The 14,840-nt window shown below is 65.6% G+C and carries 20 protein-coding genes, 1 pseudogene and 1 riboswitch; of the genes and pseudogenes, 15 read left to right on the top strand and 6 right to left on the bottom strand.

Translation table 11 applies throughout. The features are described from left to right. Together AC1D34_RS13240 and AC1D34_RS13245 are read left to right on the top strand one after the other, a co-directional pair. Positions 1-232: pseudogene (locus AC1D34_RS13240) on the top strand (hypothetical protein); the annotation flags it as partial. A 213-nt stretch (positions 233-445) separates the two neighbouring features. Next, positions 446-1,723, top strand: a complete 1,278-nt coding sequence (locus tag AC1D34_RS13245) for an MFS transporter (RefSeq protein WP_476824448.1) — start codon at positions 446-448, stop codon at positions 1,721-1,723. A 131-nt stretch (positions 1,724-1,854) separates the two neighbouring features. Here AC1D34_RS13245 and AC1D34_RS13250 read toward each other — a convergent pair whose 3' ends face one another. Continuing rightward, positions 1,855-2,118, bottom strand: a complete 264-nt coding sequence (locus AC1D34_RS13250; RefSeq protein WP_476824449.1) for a hypothetical protein — start codon at positions 2,116-2,118, stop codon at positions 1,855-1,857. A 275-nt stretch (positions 2,119-2,393) separates the two neighbouring features. After that, positions 2,394-2,771, bottom strand: coding sequence for a response regulator (locus AC1D34_RS13255; protein ID WP_476824450.1), 378 nt, complete (start codon positions 2,769-2,771; stop codon positions 2,394-2,396). Positions 2,772-2,976: 205 nt separating this feature from the next. Further along, a riboswitch (TPP riboswitch) is annotated at positions 2,977-3,109 on the top strand. A 58-nt stretch (positions 3,110-3,167) separates the two neighbouring features. Here AC1D34_RS13255 and thiO point away from each other — a divergent pair. The 8 genes from thiO (at position 3,168) to AC1D34_RS13295 (ending at position 8,706) form a co-directional block, all read left to right on the top strand. Continuing rightward, the gene (gene thiO / locus AC1D34_RS13260; protein ID WP_476824451.1) at positions 3,168-4,358 is read left to right on the top strand and encodes a glycine oxidase ThiO; all 1,191 of its coding nucleotides are present in this window, start codon (positions 3,168-3,170) and stop codon (positions 4,356-4,358) included. Beyond that, a complete protein-coding gene (thiS, locus tag AC1D34_RS13265) occupies positions 4,355-4,567 on the top strand; it encodes a sulfur carrier protein ThiS (RefSeq protein ID WP_476824452.1) in 213 nt (70 codons plus the stop codon). The genes thiO and thiS overlap by 4 nt, the downstream gene beginning before the upstream one ends. 1 nt (position 4,568) lies before the next feature. Beyond that, positions 4,569-5,345, top strand: coding sequence for a thiazole synthase (thiG, locus tag AC1D34_RS13270; RefSeq protein WP_476824453.1), 777 nt, complete (start codon positions 4,569-4,571; stop codon positions 5,343-5,345). Further along, positions 5,342-5,977 carry a thiamine phosphate synthase gene (locus tag AC1D34_RS13275; protein WP_476824454.1) on the top strand — a complete coding sequence of 212 codons (636 nt, stop codon included), beginning with the start codon at positions 5,342-5,344 and terminating at the stop codon, positions 5,975-5,977. Before thiG ends, AC1D34_RS13275 begins: the two co-directional genes overlap by 4 nt. A 32-nt stretch (positions 5,978-6,009) precedes the next feature. After that, a complete protein-coding gene (locus AC1D34_RS13280; protein WP_476824455.1) occupies positions 6,010-6,552 on the top strand; it encodes a P-loop NTPase family protein in 543 nt (180 codons plus the stop codon). Next, on the top strand, positions 6,549-6,926 hold the full coding sequence (locus AC1D34_RS13285) for a nuclear transport factor 2 family protein (protein WP_476824456.1): 378 nt from the start codon (positions 6,549-6,551) through the stop codon (positions 6,924-6,926). The genes AC1D34_RS13280 and AC1D34_RS13285 overlap by 4 nt, the downstream gene beginning before the upstream one ends. Positions 6,927-7,280: 354 nt before the next feature. Then, positions 7,281-7,589, top strand: a complete 309-nt coding sequence (locus AC1D34_RS13290) for a helix-turn-helix domain-containing protein (protein ID WP_476824457.1) — start codon at positions 7,281-7,283, stop codon at positions 7,587-7,589. After that, positions 7,579-8,706 (top strand): hypothetical protein, encoded by a 1,128-nt coding sequence (locus AC1D34_RS13295; RefSeq protein ID WP_476824458.1) that lies wholly within the window; start codon positions 7,579-7,581, stop codon positions 8,704-8,706. The genes AC1D34_RS13290 and AC1D34_RS13295 overlap by 11 nt, the downstream gene beginning before the upstream one ends. 129 nt (positions 8,707-8,835) lie before the next feature. Here AC1D34_RS13295 and AC1D34_RS13300 read toward each other — a convergent pair whose 3' ends face one another. The 4 genes from AC1D34_RS13300 to AC1D34_RS13315 form a co-directional block, all read right to left on the bottom strand. Continuing rightward, entirely contained in the window at positions 8,836-9,123 is a 288-nt protein-coding gene (locus AC1D34_RS13300) for a phosphatase PAP2 family protein (RefSeq protein ID WP_476824459.1), read from the bottom strand. After that, complete coding sequence (locus tag AC1D34_RS13305; protein ID WP_476824460.1) at positions 9,117-9,527, bottom strand: phosphatase PAP2 family protein; 411 nt, start codon at positions 9,525-9,527, stop codon at positions 9,117-9,119. Before AC1D34_RS13305 ends, AC1D34_RS13300 begins: the two co-directional genes overlap by 7 nt. Positions 9,528-9,714: 187 nt before the next feature. After that, complete coding sequence (locus tag AC1D34_RS13310; RefSeq protein ID WP_441492911.1) at positions 9,715-9,993, bottom strand: hypothetical protein; 279 nt, start codon at positions 9,991-9,993, stop codon at positions 9,715-9,717. A 379-nt stretch (positions 9,994-10,372) separates the two neighbouring features. Next, positions 10,373-10,597 carry a hypothetical protein gene (locus AC1D34_RS13315; protein ID WP_476824461.1) on the bottom strand — a complete coding sequence of 75 codons (225 nt, stop codon included), beginning with the start codon at positions 10,595-10,597 and terminating at the stop codon, positions 10,373-10,375. Positions 10,598-10,944: 347 nt separating this feature from the next. Between AC1D34_RS13315 and AC1D34_RS13320 the strand changes: the two genes are divergently transcribed. The 5 genes from AC1D34_RS13320 to AC1D34_RS13340 all read left to right on the top strand — a co-directional run bounded on the left by AC1D34_RS13320 (position 10,945) and on the right by AC1D34_RS13340 (position 14,840). Next, the gene (locus tag AC1D34_RS13320; RefSeq protein WP_441492913.1) at positions 10,945-11,664 is read left to right on the top strand and encodes an amino acid ABC transporter permease; all 720 of its coding nucleotides are present in this window, start codon (positions 10,945-10,947) and stop codon (positions 11,662-11,664) included. Continuing rightward, a complete protein-coding gene (locus AC1D34_RS13325) occupies positions 11,661-12,317 on the top strand; it encodes an amino acid ABC transporter permease (RefSeq protein ID WP_441492914.1) in 657 nt (218 codons plus the stop codon). Before AC1D34_RS13320 ends, AC1D34_RS13325 begins: the two co-directional genes overlap by 4 nt. Continuing rightward, on the top strand, positions 12,314-13,042 hold the full coding sequence (locus AC1D34_RS13330; RefSeq protein ID WP_476777288.1) for an amino acid ABC transporter ATP-binding protein: 729 nt from the start codon (positions 12,314-12,316) through the stop codon (positions 13,040-13,042). The genes AC1D34_RS13325 and AC1D34_RS13330 overlap by 4 nt, the downstream gene beginning before the upstream one ends. Before the next feature lie 9 nt (positions 13,043-13,051). Then, positions 13,052-13,648, top strand: coding sequence for a helix-turn-helix domain-containing protein (locus tag AC1D34_RS13335; protein ID WP_441492916.1), 597 nt, complete (start codon positions 13,052-13,054; stop codon positions 13,646-13,648). 121 nt (positions 13,649-13,769) lie between these two features. Further along, a complete protein-coding gene (locus tag AC1D34_RS13340; RefSeq protein WP_476824462.1) occupies positions 13,770-14,840 on the top strand; it encodes an NAD/NADP octopine/nopaline dehydrogenase family protein in 1,071 nt (356 codons plus the stop codon).

Consider the following 14,840-nt stretch of genomic DNA (forward strand, 5'->3'; position numbering starts at 1 on the left):
GCTCAAGACCTTGCTGAACGTCGCGAATGCCATCGGTCCGCTGATGGTTCTCATCGTCGGTGGCTGGATGGTGATCCAAGGGCAGACGACGATCGGCACCGTCGTCGCCTTCATCTCGGGCCTGGAGCGCCTTTCCAGTCCCTTGCGCGACCTGCTCAACTTCTACCGCGAGTACCAGCAGGCGAAGGTGCAGTACCAGATGATTGGGCGCTGGGTCGAAGGCAAGACCTGAGCCGGATCGAGGCCGGGTTTTCCGCGCGGGGCAGGGGCGCTGCCACGGCTTCACCCGTCTTCCCGGATCAGCGCCAGGGCTGTCGAATGGTCCGGCCTCAGTGTTGCAGGCGGGATCATCGCCGAAGCTTTTTGGGGAATGCTACGGTCGGGACCGAAGCATTTATCCGCCCGATGCTGCCATAAGCGCCTGAGCCGCGTCAGGAGCTTCATCATGTCCTCTCTTTCAGCGAAGCCACCGTTCTTCGGCTGGCATATCGTCGCTGCGACCTTTGTTCTGGCGGTATTCGGGTGGGGCGTCGGTTTCTACGGGCCGCCGATCTACCTGCAAACCGTCGTCGAACGGACCGGCTGGTCGGTGGCCTTGGTCTCAGCGGCTGTCACCCTGCACTTTCTGGTCGGAGCGGTCGTCATCGCCAATCTGCCGCGCCTCTATCGAAGCCTGAGTGTTCCCGTGGTGACGGCTCTCGGGGCGGCCTTGCTTGCTGCCGGGGTCGTCGGCTGGGCGATGGCCAGCGAGCCGTGGCAACTCTTCTGCGCAGCTCTGTTGAGCGGCGTGGGCTGGGTTGCGATGGGCGCCGCAGCGGTTAACGCGATCATCTCCCCCTGGTTCGTGAGTTCTCGCCCTGCGGCTCTCTCGATGGCCTATAACGGAGCCAGTATCGGCGGCGTGATTTTCTCACCTCTATGGGTCGCTCTCATCCTCGCCATCGGTTTTCTCAAGGCGGCGATCGTGGTCGGCGTGACGATGATCGCCGCTATTCTCTCTCTGTCGATTTTTGTGTTTTCAAAGACTCCCGAGCGACTGAGCCAGTTTCCTGACGGCATTCGGCCAGACGCAGGTCCGGCTGCGGTCAGCGCTTCGGCTGCGGCGGCCATGCCAAAGGGATCGCTGTGGCGGGACCGTCGTTTCCTGACGCTGGCGGCAGGGATGGCGTTGGGTCTGTTCGCCCAGATCGGCCTTCTCGCCCATCTGTTCTCCCTGCTCGTCCCGGCGATCGGGCCTCAAAATGCCGGGCTGGCCATGGGCGGCGCAACGATCGCCGCGATCGCAGGCAGGACGGTGGTCGGCCTCGTCATGCCTGCCTCGGCGGACCGCCGCCTCGTCGCCTGCGCGAGCTATGCGGTCCAGATCGGCGGGTCATTGACCTTCCTGATCGCGGGCGATGCCAACGCAACGCTGATGATCATCGGCGTTATTCTGTTCGGTGCAGGTATTGGCAATGCCACATCCCTGCCGCCGCTCATCGCACAGGTCGAATTCGGCAAGGCAGACGTTGCCCGCGTCGTTCCACTGATCGTTGCTATCGGACAGGCGAGTTATTCCTTTGCGCCGGCCGTGTTCGGCGCTTTACGGACGATGTCGTCATCTGGACTGTCGAGCTTCGATGGCGCAGCGCTGTTTGCGGTCGCTTCCGTGGTGCAAGCAGCCGCCATTGCCTGTTTCCTCTGGGGCCGCCAAGGGCGCTCGCTGCCAGGCGCGACCGTATGAGGGGGGCAGGCCCCTTGTGACCTGGCAGGGTCGAACCCTGTGCAGCTAGCCCTCGCCGCCGGCGTCGGACAGCAGCCTTGCCGGCAAGGGAAGGACGGTCGCCCTCTGGCCGTTTTGCGTGGCCAGCCATTTCAGATAGCGCAGCCGTGCCGCAACCGTGTTGCTGCGATGGGTGTTTGCAGCCACTCCAGATAGTCGGCGGGGCGAATGGTGATGATCTGGACGATCTTGCCCTTGGCCAGAAGCAACTCTGTCGCCGCGGCGACCTGGCGCTTCCATTCGGGGTAGGAGCGGGGGATTCTCGGGTCCTTCCCGACCATGTCCAGCAAGGCAGGAAAGTCATCTTCCGAATACCACGGTACCAACACGGTGTCGTAGTAGTCGAATTTCCGCATGCTTGTGACCGCCCAGCAATCGGAAAGCGTCGCCCGCCTGCGATCCTACCAGTTCTCCAGCTGGTTTACGAGTTGTGCGCAGTGCCTCTTCGGCTTGCACGCAGGCGAATGGCAGCAGATCTCGGGATCTCCGGTCGGCGCCGTCACGAAGGATACAAACCCCTCGATCGCGCACGGAAAGCCCGTTTCAAGCCCGATTCCTGGGCTCTGTCACGATCCCGCCCCGGCGCGGGCGATATCGCCCGTTTCCTTCGCGCCCATTCGGTCAGGCGCGCCTAGGCGCTGGCTGGCAGGGATTTCAGCGTCCTGATGATCTCGCTCTCGGAATAGGGCTTTCGAAAGAAGCGGGCCCGCTCTGGCAATTTTTGCGGATCGACCCGGACGTGGCCTGAGGTCACCATCAAGGCGATCGGCGGCCACTTCTCGCGCACGACCTCGACCAGTTGCAGGCCGTTCAGCGAACCTGGCATCTCGACATCGGTGAAGAGGATGCGGACATCGTCGCGTTGCTCGAGAATGGCCAGGGCCTCGTCTGCGGTCGCTGCCTCGACGGCGAGGTAACCGGCCTCCTCGACGAGCAAGGCCGCATACATCCTGATGATGGGTTCGTCGTCGACGACGAGAACAACCGGCTTTTCCGCGTCTGCAGGCACTGGGCTTCTCCTGAACCGCCTTCTTGTCGCGGCAATGAGGTCGCAACGGCTCAAGGAGCGGAACGTTCCGCCGTTGCGCCTGCCTTGGGCGCAACAGCCGATGCTGGCTATTGGTATCGGCAGGCCATGGCCCGCCAGCCTGGGTCCCCCTGGCGTTTGTGTCGGGTTGGCTCTTGACCTAGCTGCTGCCCCGGCTCCAGACTGCGCGCATTCCAGGGAGATCCCCGGCAAGGGGCTGAGAAACCGCTGGCAGACCGGGTGTTCCCCGGAGAGGCGCGCGGAAATCCTTCGAACCTGATCCGGCTGATACCGGCGGAGGGATGGAGCGTCGCGGCACTTGCCGGCAGCCGAGAGGCTGCCAGATCTCCTTCCCCGAGCGGGGCGAGGAGTTTGCCTATGCGAGGCCCGCCACACACCACCCTTCGTCGATCCGGAGCCGATCCTGGGCTCGTCGCCTGCGAGGTGCCGGCCTCCACCGATATCGCCATCATTGGCGGTGGCCTGATCGGCCTGTCCATCGCCTGGCGACTGGCCCGGCGCGGCCTTGATGTAACCGTTTTCGAGCGTGGCACGATCGGACAAGGGGCAAGCCTTGCCGCGACCGGCATGCTGGCTGCGGCCGCCGAGCTGGAGCCGGGCGGCGAGGAGCATCTGCCACTGGCGCTCGAAAGCCAGCGGCTCTGGCCGGGTTTTGCGCGCGAGCTCGAAGCCGATAGCGGGCTCGGCATCGACTATCGCCGGGACGGTGTCCTGCTGGTCGCGCTGGGGCGTGAGGAGGTCGAGCGCCTGCGTTTCCGCCATGACATGCAGCGGCGCGCCGAGGTTGAGGCTGCATGGCTCGGCGGGGCGCAATGCCGCGAACGCGAGCCCGGGCTGAGGCCCTCGGTCGTGGCCGGCATTCTCTGCCCGGCCGACCATCAGGTCGATCCGCCGCGCGTCATGGCGGCGCTGCGACGCTCCTGTCTCGCGGCCGGAGCGCACCTGGTCGAAGCCTGCGAGGCCGAGCCGGAGCTGGCCGGAGGTCGCGCTCTCGGCGTCTCGACGCCGCGCGGGCTCTGCAAGGCCCCGATCGTGATTGCGGCCGCCGGCGCCTGGACCAGATTTCAGGGGCTCGACATCCCCGTCCGCCCGCTCAAGGGCCAGTCACTCGCCCTGCGCAGCACGCCCGAGACCGGCACGCTCGCGCGTGTCGTCTGGACCGAGCAGGTGCATCTCGCTCCCAAGAGCGACGGCACTCTCCTCGTCGGCGCCACCATGGAAGAACGCGGCTTCGACGACAGCGTGACCGCTGGCGGCGTCTATGCCCTGCTCGACGGCGCCCGGCGCGCACTGCCCTCGATCGAGGAGATGCCGGTCGAGGCGATCTGGTCCGGCTTCCGCCCGACCTCGATCGACGATGCGCCGATCCTTGGCGAGACGGGGATAGCGGGCCTGCTCGTTGCGACCGGGCATCACCGCAACGGCTATCTGCTCGCCCCCGTCACGGCAGCCGCGATCGAGCAACTCCTCATCGAGGATCGCATCACGGGACCGGCCGCGGCGTTCGGCCAGGCGCGCTTCACCCCCTGTCTGGAGGCAACCTCATGAAACTCATCATCAATGGCAAGGACCGCGAGAGCGCAGCGGAGAATCTGGCGGCGCTTTGGCAGGAGGAGACGGCCGAGATGGACTTGCCGGGGCCGCAGGGCTTCGCGATCGCGCTCAATGGCACCGTGGTCCGGCAGGTCGACTGGGCGCAGACGCCTCTGTCGCGCAACGACCGCGTCGAAATCATCCGTGCCTTCGCAGGGGGCTGACATGAGCACTCCGATCGAGGCCCTTACCATCGCGGGCACGGCATTGTCGTCGCGGCTCCTCATTGGCACGGCCGGCTATCCGAGCCAGCGCATCATGGTCGATGCCATCGAGGCCAGCGGTTCGGACCTTGTCACGCTCTCCCTGCGTCGCATTTCGCTGCAGGGGCATGGCTCCGACACGGTGCGCCTGCTTGCCGGCCGCCGCTTCCTGCCCAACACGGCAGGCTGCGAAACCGCGCGCGACGCGATCCTCACCGCCGAGCTTGCACGCGAGGCGCTTGGCACCAACTGGATCAAGCTCGAGGTGATCGGCGATCGCGACACACTCTATCCCGATGTCGGCGAGTTGATCGAGGCGACGCGGCAGCTCGTCGACAAGGGCTTCGTCGTCCTGCCCTATTGCAACGACGATCCGGTGATTTGCGCTCGCCTGGCTGATCTCGGGGCCGCCGCCGTGATGCCGATGGGGTCGCTGATCGGCTCGGGCATGGGCGTCGCCAATCCGGCCAATCTCGAGCTGATCTGTGCCCGCTCGCCCGTGCCGGTGATCGTTGATGCCGGCATCGGCACGGCCTCCGACGCGGTGATCGCCATGGAATGCGGCGCGAGCGGGGTTCTGCTCAACACCGCCGTCGCCAAGGCCGATGATCCGGTGCGAATGGCACTCGCCATGCGTCGCGCCGTCGAGGCCGGCTGGAACGCCCGCCTGGGGGGGCGCATTCCGCGGCGTGGGCGGGCTCAGCCGTCCAGCCCGCAGCTCGGGCTTGTGGGGTCGTGAACAGGCTGCCCGACCGGCTGCTCGTCGTCACCGACCGGCATCAGGCCGTGAAGCCTTTGCCGCAGCTTGTCTCTGCGGCGCTCGCCGGCGGGGCACGCTGGATCTGGCTGCGCGATCGCGATCTCGATCAGCCGGAACGCCGCAGCCTGGCGCAGCAGCTGCATGAGCTCGTGAGCATGGCGGATGCGGTCCTGACGATCGGCGGTGATGTTGATCTCGCCGCCCGGGTCGGGGCGCGGGGCGTCCATCTGCAGTCGGCTGGGGCGATCTCCGCGGCCCGCGCCGTGCTCGGCGTCTCCGCGCTGATCGGCGTTTCCGCGCATGACGAGGCCGATGTCCGGGCGGCAGCAGCCGCAGGCGCCGATTATGTCACGGTTAGCCCGATCTTCGCGACGGCGAGCAAGCCCGGCTATGGCCCCGCCCTGGGCCTGACCGTGCTGCGGCGCTGGGCGGCGATCGGCCTGCCGGTCGTGGCCCTTGGCGGCATCACCTGCGACCGCGCGCCACTCTGCATCGAGGCTGGCGCCGCGGGAGTTGCGGTGATGGGTGAGGTGATGCGAGCCGTGGATACGGCCACGACCATTCGCAGCCTTCGCGCCTGCGCGCTGATGAGTCCACGCCTTGGTGTATGAGCAGGTCGAAACGAGAGGAATGGCCTGCGCCGATGCGACGGATCGTGATCCTGGGGAATGCCGGCAGCGGCAAGTCGACGCTCGCGCGAGCACTGGGCGAGCGCCTCGCGCTGCCGGTCGTGCATCTCGACCGGCTGTTCTGGGAGGCTGGCTGGACAAAGGCCGAGCCCGGGCTCTTTCGGGATCGCGTGCGGGACGCCGTGTCCGGCGATGCCTGGATCTGCGAGGGCAACTACTCCCGCCAGACCTTCGAACTGAGGCTGCCGCGCGCCGATATCGTCATCTGGCTCGACACCCCGCGGACGACCTGCCTGGCCCGCGTCCTCTGGCGCAGCATCCTGAACCGGCCGCGGCCCGATCTCCCCGATGGCTGCACCGAAAAGCTGGATGCGGAATTCCTCGGCTTCCTCCGATATGTCTGGGCCTTCGATAGGGACAAGCGACCGCATATCGAGCGCGAGCGGGTCGCGACGGCCGCTCATGTCCCGGTGGTCTATCTCCGCGACGCCGGACAGATCTCGGCATTCGCGAATGCGACATCGGTCGGGCAGGGCGGCGCGGGGAGGGCAAGGTGAAACAGGATCTCGACCTGATCAGGGGGCTGGAGGAAGAGCTGTTCAAGCCGTCGGTTCGAACCTCTCCGGAAGCCCTTGATCGGCTTCTGGCTGACAGTTTCGTCAAATTCGGCCGCTCCGGCGGCGTCCATGACAAGACCGAGGTGATCCGAAGTCTTGCCGAGGGCAATGCCCAGACGGTCGAGGTGCCGGCAGCCAGGGATTTCGTTCTTCGATCCCTGGCCGATGATGTGGTCCTGCTGACCTATCTGAGTTTTCGCGTCGCGAATGGCCGCGAGGAGCGGCACACGCTGCGAAGCTCGGTCTGGCGGTTCATCGAGGGCCGCTGGCAGATGGTCTTTCACCAGGGAACACCCGCGGGTCAGCAGACCTGACGGGGGCTTCGTGCGGGGGCTTGAGCCGCCCCGGCGGTGTTGACCCAGATCCGCGATCGTCCCTCCCGCTGCGCCCGGCGGGACGATCGCAATCGCCATCACCACGCCGAGCCCGGCCTCCAGCCCGGCGCCGTTCGAGTGCGTGCTCGATCCGGGCCGTCATCCGGCGCAAGGCACGGTGCAGATGGTCGCGCATGAAACCCCGGCAGTTTCGCCGCGCCGAGGACCGTCGCAGCAAAGCTGACGAAGTCCAATGTGGGACATTTCGGTGTACTTGACGCTGCGTCTGCAATCTCTTGATACTGCGTGCGGCGAAGCAGATCCGGCGACGCGAAAAGCGGGCAAGGGCGGCTGATGACTGTCGAGGAGGCGGCCGCGTCCGTCGCGCAGAGCGAGGAGATGCTTGCGGGTGCGGAAGCGGTACGCCGGCTGCAGCGCTGCTATGAGGCGATCAATGGCGACGATCGCGCCGGCGAGACGCTGGGCGCTATCGCCTACTCCTTCGGTTTTCGCAGTGAGGCGCAGTTCAACCACACCTTCAAGGAGCGCTTCGGCATGTCGCCGCGCAAGCTGAGGTCTGTCGCMCGTGAGCGCGGGGTCAACACGCTGCCGCCCATCCCTGTCGGCGTCGCCCCGGATTTGGTGCAACGACTTGAGCGCTGACATCCTGCCGCAATATAGGCCCGTGCCGATCCCGTCCGGCCGGGGCGAAGCGCTGTCGGTGCCGGAGGCAATCGCCTACACAACGCGATGGATCGACATCCGCCTTTCGCCCGGGGAGGACTTCGATGCGCATCAGATGCGCTGGCTCATGACACAGCTCGCCATCCGGGCGCTTGCCGAAACGATCAAGACAGGCGGCGACGGCTCGGCATACTCGGACCGTCTCCATCAGTCATACACAGTCCTCAGGAGGGCGCAGGCGGCGCTGAGCGACGGCAAACATCAGTGGTGGTGGGGCAGCCCGGCTGAAGACCAGGCCCGGAAGGCTGCCGAGCGTGTGATGTGGCAGCGGCGCGATCCGGGCCGCGGGTACGTGGAGGGCTACGAAAGCCGCTATCAGACCTGGCTCCGCGAGGACCAGTTCAACAGCTGCGTCGCAGACTATCTGGCGCAACCGTGGATGCGGCACCCTGTCCTCGATTGGATGCTCGTCGATGCGATCGTGACGCACGAACTGTCTAGGTTCGGGGAAGCGGTGAAGAAAGCAGAAGAACCGGGGGATCCATGGCGCCGGGGTCGCTATTTGAGGGCCCGCGGCAACCTCGAGAAGCTTCGGAAGCTCGAATGGAAGGCCGACTTCCAGCTGCAATTGGCGTCTGCCGCCTTTTTTATCGTTGTGCCTCTGTTGGGGATAGGGGCGGCCTTCCACTTTGATTGGACAACAACCGGCATATGGCTGTTGGGCATCTACACCCTCGTCGTGATCAACGAACTATGGTCGCTGGTGGTCAAGCTGATCCGTCGCAGCGTACCAGGTCCCGAGAGCAGTTCTCAAACGCTGTGGCGCGAGATGTACGAGGTCTGGCGACTGCTTGAAGGGCCGGTCGTCAACCCGATGCTCGTGGGCGCCGAGTTGGCCAGAACGACAAGGAGGGGAGCTGGACGGAACAGCGCTGCCTGGTCGATCGTCGTGCGCGCGATGGAGCATGATCCACTGGAGTGGGTCGTCGTGCCGGCCGAGCGGGACGCGGCACGCAGCGATGCCGGTCGCCAGGACGGAGCCAGATCGGCGCCGTCTCAATCGTTGAATCCCACATCGTCCGCTTCGTCATCGTAAGGCAGCTTGATGCCGCGCTGCTGGCGCTCTTCTTGGATGGCGCTGTGACGGCTTCGTCTGCTGGCCGATCGGCTGGCGCGGGTTCGGAAGGGGAGAGACCCGCCGCCGAACCCGTCTCTCGCTGATCGCTCAGAGGCCGAGCACCTTGCGCAGCTCCGCCTTGGCGGCGGCGAACTCGGTCTGGAAGTCCTGCTGCTCCATAATGCGCGCTGCGATAACCGAGCCTGCGATGCGGCCGGCGTCGATATCGGAGCGATAATGGATTCCGCCGATCACGCGGTTCCAGCCATAGATCCAGGCCCTRTCCATGATCTCGGTGCGCTTTTCCGGAACCATGTTCGACAGCACGATGCCCATCAAGGTCCCGACGGTGGTGTGGCCGGAGGGATAGGCGCCGGAATTCGAGACCTTCACCACAGGCTTGACCAGCGGGCTCGCCTGATGCGGCCGCGGCCGCTTCCAGCTGCCTTGGCCGGATCGACCACCGCGCCCTCGGTCGCGACGATCCGATCGAAGAAGGCCGAAAAGACGGGCAGCGCCTCAGTCTTGAAGGCCGGGCCCATCACGTCGGCGAAGCGCCAGACATCCTCGACGGCATCGGCCTGGGCCAGCGCTTCCATCTCGGGCGCGCGCGTAACCTGAATGGTGAGGACCTCACCGATCTCGGCCTTCGTCTGGACGGAGTCCGGCGCCGGGGGCGGCGTCAGGACGGCTGTGAGGTCGATCGTCTTGCCGGTCGCGAAGGGTTTCGCATCCTCGGCATGGGCGGGAGAGAAAGCCAGCGTGGCGGCTGTCAGAAGAGCGAATGCTATATGGCGCATGGTTGTGGTCCCTGTTGGCCAGGGATCGACGCTCCCCACATATGACAGTGTGATGTAGGTCAATCTCCCGCCGCGCGGTCCTTCTCGCCTTCGGTCGGCGCCCCGGCGGCGACGTCTCGAGCGATTCGCGCCAGGGACATGCCGCGCGCGCCCAGGGAGGTATTTCGCCTCCAGCGTCCTTAGCGTCTCAATTGTAGGATTCCACCTCGTCCGCTTCGTCATCGTAAAGCAGCTTCATCAGCATGACGTAGCGATTGAGCGAGGCCATGCTGAGATCGCGCAGGCATCTCTCGCGAAGCTTGAGGGCTTCTGCGCGAATGCTCAGGCGCAGTTCAGGCGTGTGGATGCTGAACGCCTCGCTCCAGTCGAGCAGATGATGCAGGTCCTTGTCCCAGACCGGGCAGGTCCGCGATTGAAATGTCCTGTGCTGCGGGGCGTCCGCCGCGATCGCAGAGGTCGCCGCCACCAAGGCGACGCATGCAAACGAGAACAAGGGCAAGAGCAGAGGCCTTTGGAGCGACCGGCCTGACATTGCAATCTCTCCCGCTCGAGGATGTAGCCAGGATTCCAGGCAGGCTCAGCCGCTCAGTCTCACCCGTCCGTGTCACCTGAAAAACCCGAGCTCGTATGTGATCTTCATCACATACGAGCTCGGACAGTTCGACAATGGTGCTGGGCGGCAATTTCAAATGGGGGGGCAAAACGGGGGCAGAAAGAATAGATCTTCATATAGTACATGTTACTTACCGTCTATATTGGTAGAAACATAAACTATTGTGATTATATTATCATATTGTTGATATTCAACGTGGTTCAGTAGAGTGTATTTCGTCGCCCGATATCGATCATTCATTTCCAATTTCGATTTGATCATGCCCCGATCGTTCCGGGGCCATCCAGAAGGCGCGCGCGGCTGCCACCAGCGGCCTCGCGCGCCAGTTTTCAGCGTGACCCGGTTCGGACGCGGAGGCTGTGGTTTCCGTCCGCGCGGCGTGAAGACGGTCGATCCGGGGTAGGATGGTGTCGCGCCAGTYCCGCGCCTCGCTGTGATCGCCGACGGCCTGGGCCATGCGCCGCATCCCGAAGCGTCCGAGGCCGATGATCGCGAACCGGTCGGTTTCAGCACAGGGCTCCTCCGCCGTGCAATGAGGGGAGAGGTCAGTGAACTGCCGGTCCAGGAGGGCACTCCGGCCACTGGAAGGACGCTATGTCCGCGCCCCACGGATTTTGCATGGCGGCCGGCCGGTCATTGCCATGGCCAGTTGCGCTTCGCATGGCTCAATATCATGACGGCCTGTTGACAATCCCCGACGGCCGCTCTCATCATTCCGGTATAGTGGAATCTTGGGAGGGATTCGATGGGGACTCGGTGGATGGCAGCGGTCCCTGGATCACGGCTTAGCCGTGCATCCGCGGCATGAATTACCGCTGGAACTGGTCCATCCTCCTGCAGGAGCCCTATTGGGAGTGGCTGTGGAGCGGCGTGCAATGGACGCTGGCCATCAGCTTGGTCAGCTGGGTCCTGGCGCTGACGATCGGTCTTGGCGTTGGCATTGCGCGCAGCCTGCCGGCTCGTGGCGCTCGCCTGGTCGCGGGCATCTATATCGATGTCTTCCGCAATATCCCGCCGCTGGTCCAGCTCTTCCTCTGGTTCTTCGTTCTGCCCGAGATCGTGCCCGAAACCATCGGGCTCTGGCTGAAGCGCGATCTGCCTTACCCTGAGTTCGTCACGGCGGTCGTCGCGATCGGCCTGTTCGCCGGATCGCGCGTCGCCGAGCAGGTCCGGGCCGGGATCGAGGCGGTCGGAAATCCGCTGCTGCCGGCCGCGCTGGCAACGGGGCTTCGTCCTGTCCAGGCCTTCCGGCTGGTCGTGCTGCCGCTCGGTCTTCGCGCCATCGTCGGGCCGCTGACCTCCGAATTCCTGATCACGATCAAGCTGTCATCGCTGAGCCTGACGATCGGTGTCCTCGAATTGACGGCGCAGAGCCGCCATGTCGAGAACTATACCTTCCAGGGGCTCGAGGCCTTCACCTTCGCCACTGTCGGCTATCTCGTCATCGGCTTGTGCGTGACGGCGCTGATGCGCCTCATCGACGACCGCATCGGCGGCTCGGCCCTGCGGAAGGCCGCGACATGAACGATTTCGACTGGGGCGTCATCGCCCGCTCCTGGAGCTTTCTCGCCGAGGGCATGGCGCTGAGCGCGCTGCTCGTGCTGGTCGCGACCGTGGGCGGGCTGGTGCTCGGCTTCGGCCTCGCCCTGATGCGGCTGTCGACCCATCGCTTCATCGCGGTGCCGGCTGCGGCCTATGTCACCGTCATGCGCTCCCTGCCGCTCGTGCTGGTGCTGTTCTGGTTCTATTTCCTGATCCCGCTGGCGATCGGACGGCCGATCGGCTCGCTGATGTCGGCGCTGATCGCCTTCGTGATGTTCGAGGCCGCCTTCTACTGCGAGATCATCCGCGCGGGCATCGCCAATGTCCGCAAGGGGCAGGCTGAAGCCGGCCTCGCCACCGGCCTGCGTCGCAGCCAGGTGATGCGGCATATCGTCATGCCGCAGGCGCTGCGGGCGATGATGCCGCTGGTCCTGAACCAGATCGTCATCGTCTTCCAGGACACGTCCCTGGTCTATGTCGTGGCACTGCACGATTTCCTGACGACAGCCAGCATCGTCGCCTCGCGCGATGGGCGGCCGACCGAAATGTATACGCTGGTCGCCGTCGTCTATCTCATCATCTGCCTGTCGGCGACGAAGGCGGTCGAGTTCTACAGGAAGGGCCGCACGACATGATCGCCGTCGAGGACGTGCACAAATCCTATGGCAAGCTGCAGATCCTGCGTGGCTGCTCGGCAACCGTGCGCCAGGGCGAGGTCGTGGTGATCTGCGGCCCGTCGGGCTCGGGCAAGAGCACGCTGATCAAATGCGTCAACGGCCTCGTGCCGTTCGAGCGCGGCACGATCACCGTCAACGGCGTCTCGGTGTCCGATCCCAAGACCGACCTACCGGCCCTGCGCTCGCGCATCGGCATGGTCTTCCAGAGCTTCGAGCTCTATCCGCACATGACCGCGCTGGAGAATGTCAGCCTGGCGCAGATCCATGTCCTGAAGCGCTCCCGGGCCGAAGCCGATGAGCGCTCGGAGAAGATCCTGATGCGGGTCGGGCTCGGCAACAAGATGACGAGCCGGCCGAGCCAGCTCTCCGGAGGCCAGCAGCAGCGCGTCGGCATCGCACGCGCGCTCGCCATGGACCCGGCCGCCATGCTGTTCGACGAGCCGACCTCGGCGCTCGATCCCGAAATGATCAACGAGGTGCTGGAGGTGATGCAGGAGCTGGCGCTCGAAGGCATGACCATGATGGTCGTGACGCATGAGATGGGCTTCGCCCAGCGCGTGGCCGACAGGGTGCTGTTCATGGATGGCGGCGAGATTCTCGAAGACACGCCCAAGGCGCAGTTCTTCACCGCCCCTGCGACAGAGCGCGCCAAGCAGTTCCTGACCAAGGTCCTGACTCACTAGGCCGGCGGCATGACAGAGCTGAGCGCCCCCCAGATCGGACCGATCCTCCAGCGCCAGCGCAAGGCGCGGGGGTTGACGTTGCAGCAGCTCGCAGCCGTCTCCGGCGTGTCGAAATCGATGCTGTCGCAGATCGAGCGGGGCGAGGCCAATCCAACCTTCGCGGTGCTCTGGAGCCTGACGCGTGGGCTGCAGATCGAGATTTCCGCACTCCTCCAAGGCAGCGAATCCTCGCCCGGCGGCAGCGCGATCGAGATCGTCCCGCCGGAGCATACGCCGGAGATCCGCAGTGCCGACGGTTCCTGCCAGCTGCGCATCCTCAGCCCGCCGAGCCTGGCCGGCACGGTCGAATGGTACGATGTCGAGATCGCCGGCCATGGCCGGCTCGACAGCGCCGCGCATGCGCCGGGCGCGGTCGAGCATTTCACGGTCCTGTCGGGCCAGTTCGTCATTGCGAGCGGGTCCTCGCGCTATCCGGTCAAGGCCGGCGAGACGGCGCGCTATCCCGTGGATGTGCCCCACTCGATCTGCAACGAGCTYGATCAGCCGGCCCGCGGCCTGATGGTTCTGCTCTACCAGAAGGTCCGGCAGGAGCGAGGTTCTACTTGAGCGTGTTCCGTTATAGTGGATTCAACCGGGCCGCCGTGAGGCCTGGACCCCCGCAGGTCCCGGCTCCCGCGCCGGCTCGCCGCCGCCCCTTATCCTCCCCCGATCCAAAGGCCCAAATCCCATGCGCGTGAGTATCCTTGGAGCAGGCGCCGCCGCCTATGGCGCTGCCGCCCAGCTTTCGGTCAGTGGGCATGATCCCATGCTCTGGTCGCCCTCCGGCCAGGGCACGACCGAGCTGGCGGCGGGGGCCCCCTTGCGGGCCAGCGGCGCGATCGAGGCGAGTTTCCATCCCCGCATCGCCCATAGCGCGAAGGAGGCCGTGACCGGTTCCGACGTGGTGATGCTGGCCATGCCGGGCAACGCGCACAAGATGGCGCTGGAGGCGACCGCCGAGCATCTGCGCGAGGGGCAGCCGGTCATCATCAGCTCGCACGCCTCCTTCGGGGCGCTCTATCTCTCGCGGCTCCTGGCCGCGCGCGGCATCCGCGCGCCGATCATCGCCTGGGGCACGACGCTGACGACGGGGCGCAAGGCCTCGCCGACCGAGGCCGCGGTCAATTCGCTGCGCTCGAAGATCGACATCGCGACCGTGCCGGAAACCGGGCTCGACGAGGGCCACGCGCTCTGCACCGCCCTGTTCGGCGATCGCTTCGTCAAGCGCGACGGGCTGCTCGCGATCGCGCTCAGCAATCTCAACCCGCAGAACCATCTTGCGATCGYGCTGTTCAACCTCACCCGGATGGAGCGCGGCGAACGCTGGGGCCAGGCCGAGAACGTCACGCCGGCGGTCGGGCGTGTCATGGAGCTGCTCGACGCGGAGCGCCTGGCGATCGCGCAGGCTTTTGACGTCTCGGTGCGGACGATCAAGGAGCATTACGCCTTTTCCTACCAGCTGCCGGTCGCGAGCATCGCCGAGATGAATGCGGAGCTGCATCAGCGCGGCAATGGCGGCTTCGGCCCGACGACCTTGACCAGCCGCTATGTGCTCGAGGATGCGCCCTTCGGCCTGCTGCCGACGGTCCTGCTCGGGCGGCTCGCCGGGCAGCCCGCGACGCTGCACGAGGCTGGACTGACCATGCTGTCTGCCGCCTATGGTCGCGACTTCGTCGGGGATAACGACCTGCTGCCCGCGCTCGGCTTCGAGCAGATGAGCAGCGCACAGCTGCGGGAACGGGCCCGCACTGGATTCTAG

The sequence above is a fragment of the Allobosea sp. P1_A7 genome, from assembly GCF_056406775.1.

What these genes read in the sequence shown, in the direction of transcription:
- thiG (WP_476824453.1), top strand. Translation starts at nt 4,569, where the DNA reads ATGAGCACTCCGATCGAGGCCCTTACCATCGCGGGCACGGCATTGTCG.
- AC1D34_RS13305 (WP_476824460.1), bottom strand. Translation starts at nt 9,527, where the DNA reads ATGCGCCATATAGCATTCGCTCTTCTGACAGCCGCCACGCTGGCTTTC.
- AC1D34_RS13320 (WP_441492913.1), top strand. Translation starts at nt 10,945, where the DNA reads ATGAATTACCGCTGGAACTGGTCCATCCTCCTGCAGGAGCCCTATTGG.
- AC1D34_RS13330 (WP_476777288.1), top strand. Translation starts at nt 12,314, where the DNA reads ATGATCGCCGTCGAGGACGTGCACAAATCCTATGGCAAGCTGCAGATC.
- AC1D34_RS13280 (WP_476824455.1), top strand. Translation starts at nt 6,010, where the DNA reads ATGCGACGGATCGTGATCCTGGGGAATGCCGGCAGCGGCAAGTCGACG.
- AC1D34_RS13245 (WP_476824448.1), top strand. Translation starts at nt 446, where the DNA reads ATGTCCTCTCTTTCAGCGAAGCCACCGTTCTTCGGCTGGCATATCGTC.
- AC1D34_RS13250 (WP_476824449.1), bottom strand. Translation starts at nt 2,118, where the DNA reads ATGCGGAAATTCGACTACTACGACACCGTGTTGGTACCGTGGTATTCG.
- thiO (WP_476824451.1), top strand. Translation starts at nt 3,168, where the DNA reads ATGCGAGGCCCGCCACACACCACCCTTCGTCGATCCGGAGCCGATCCT.
- thiS (WP_476824452.1), top strand. Translation starts at nt 4,355, where the DNA reads ATGAAACTCATCATCAATGGCAAGGACCGCGAGAGCGCAGCGGAGAAT.
- AC1D34_RS13325 (WP_441492914.1), top strand. Translation starts at nt 11,661, where the DNA reads ATGAACGATTTCGACTGGGGCGTCATCGCCCGCTCCTGGAGCTTTCTC.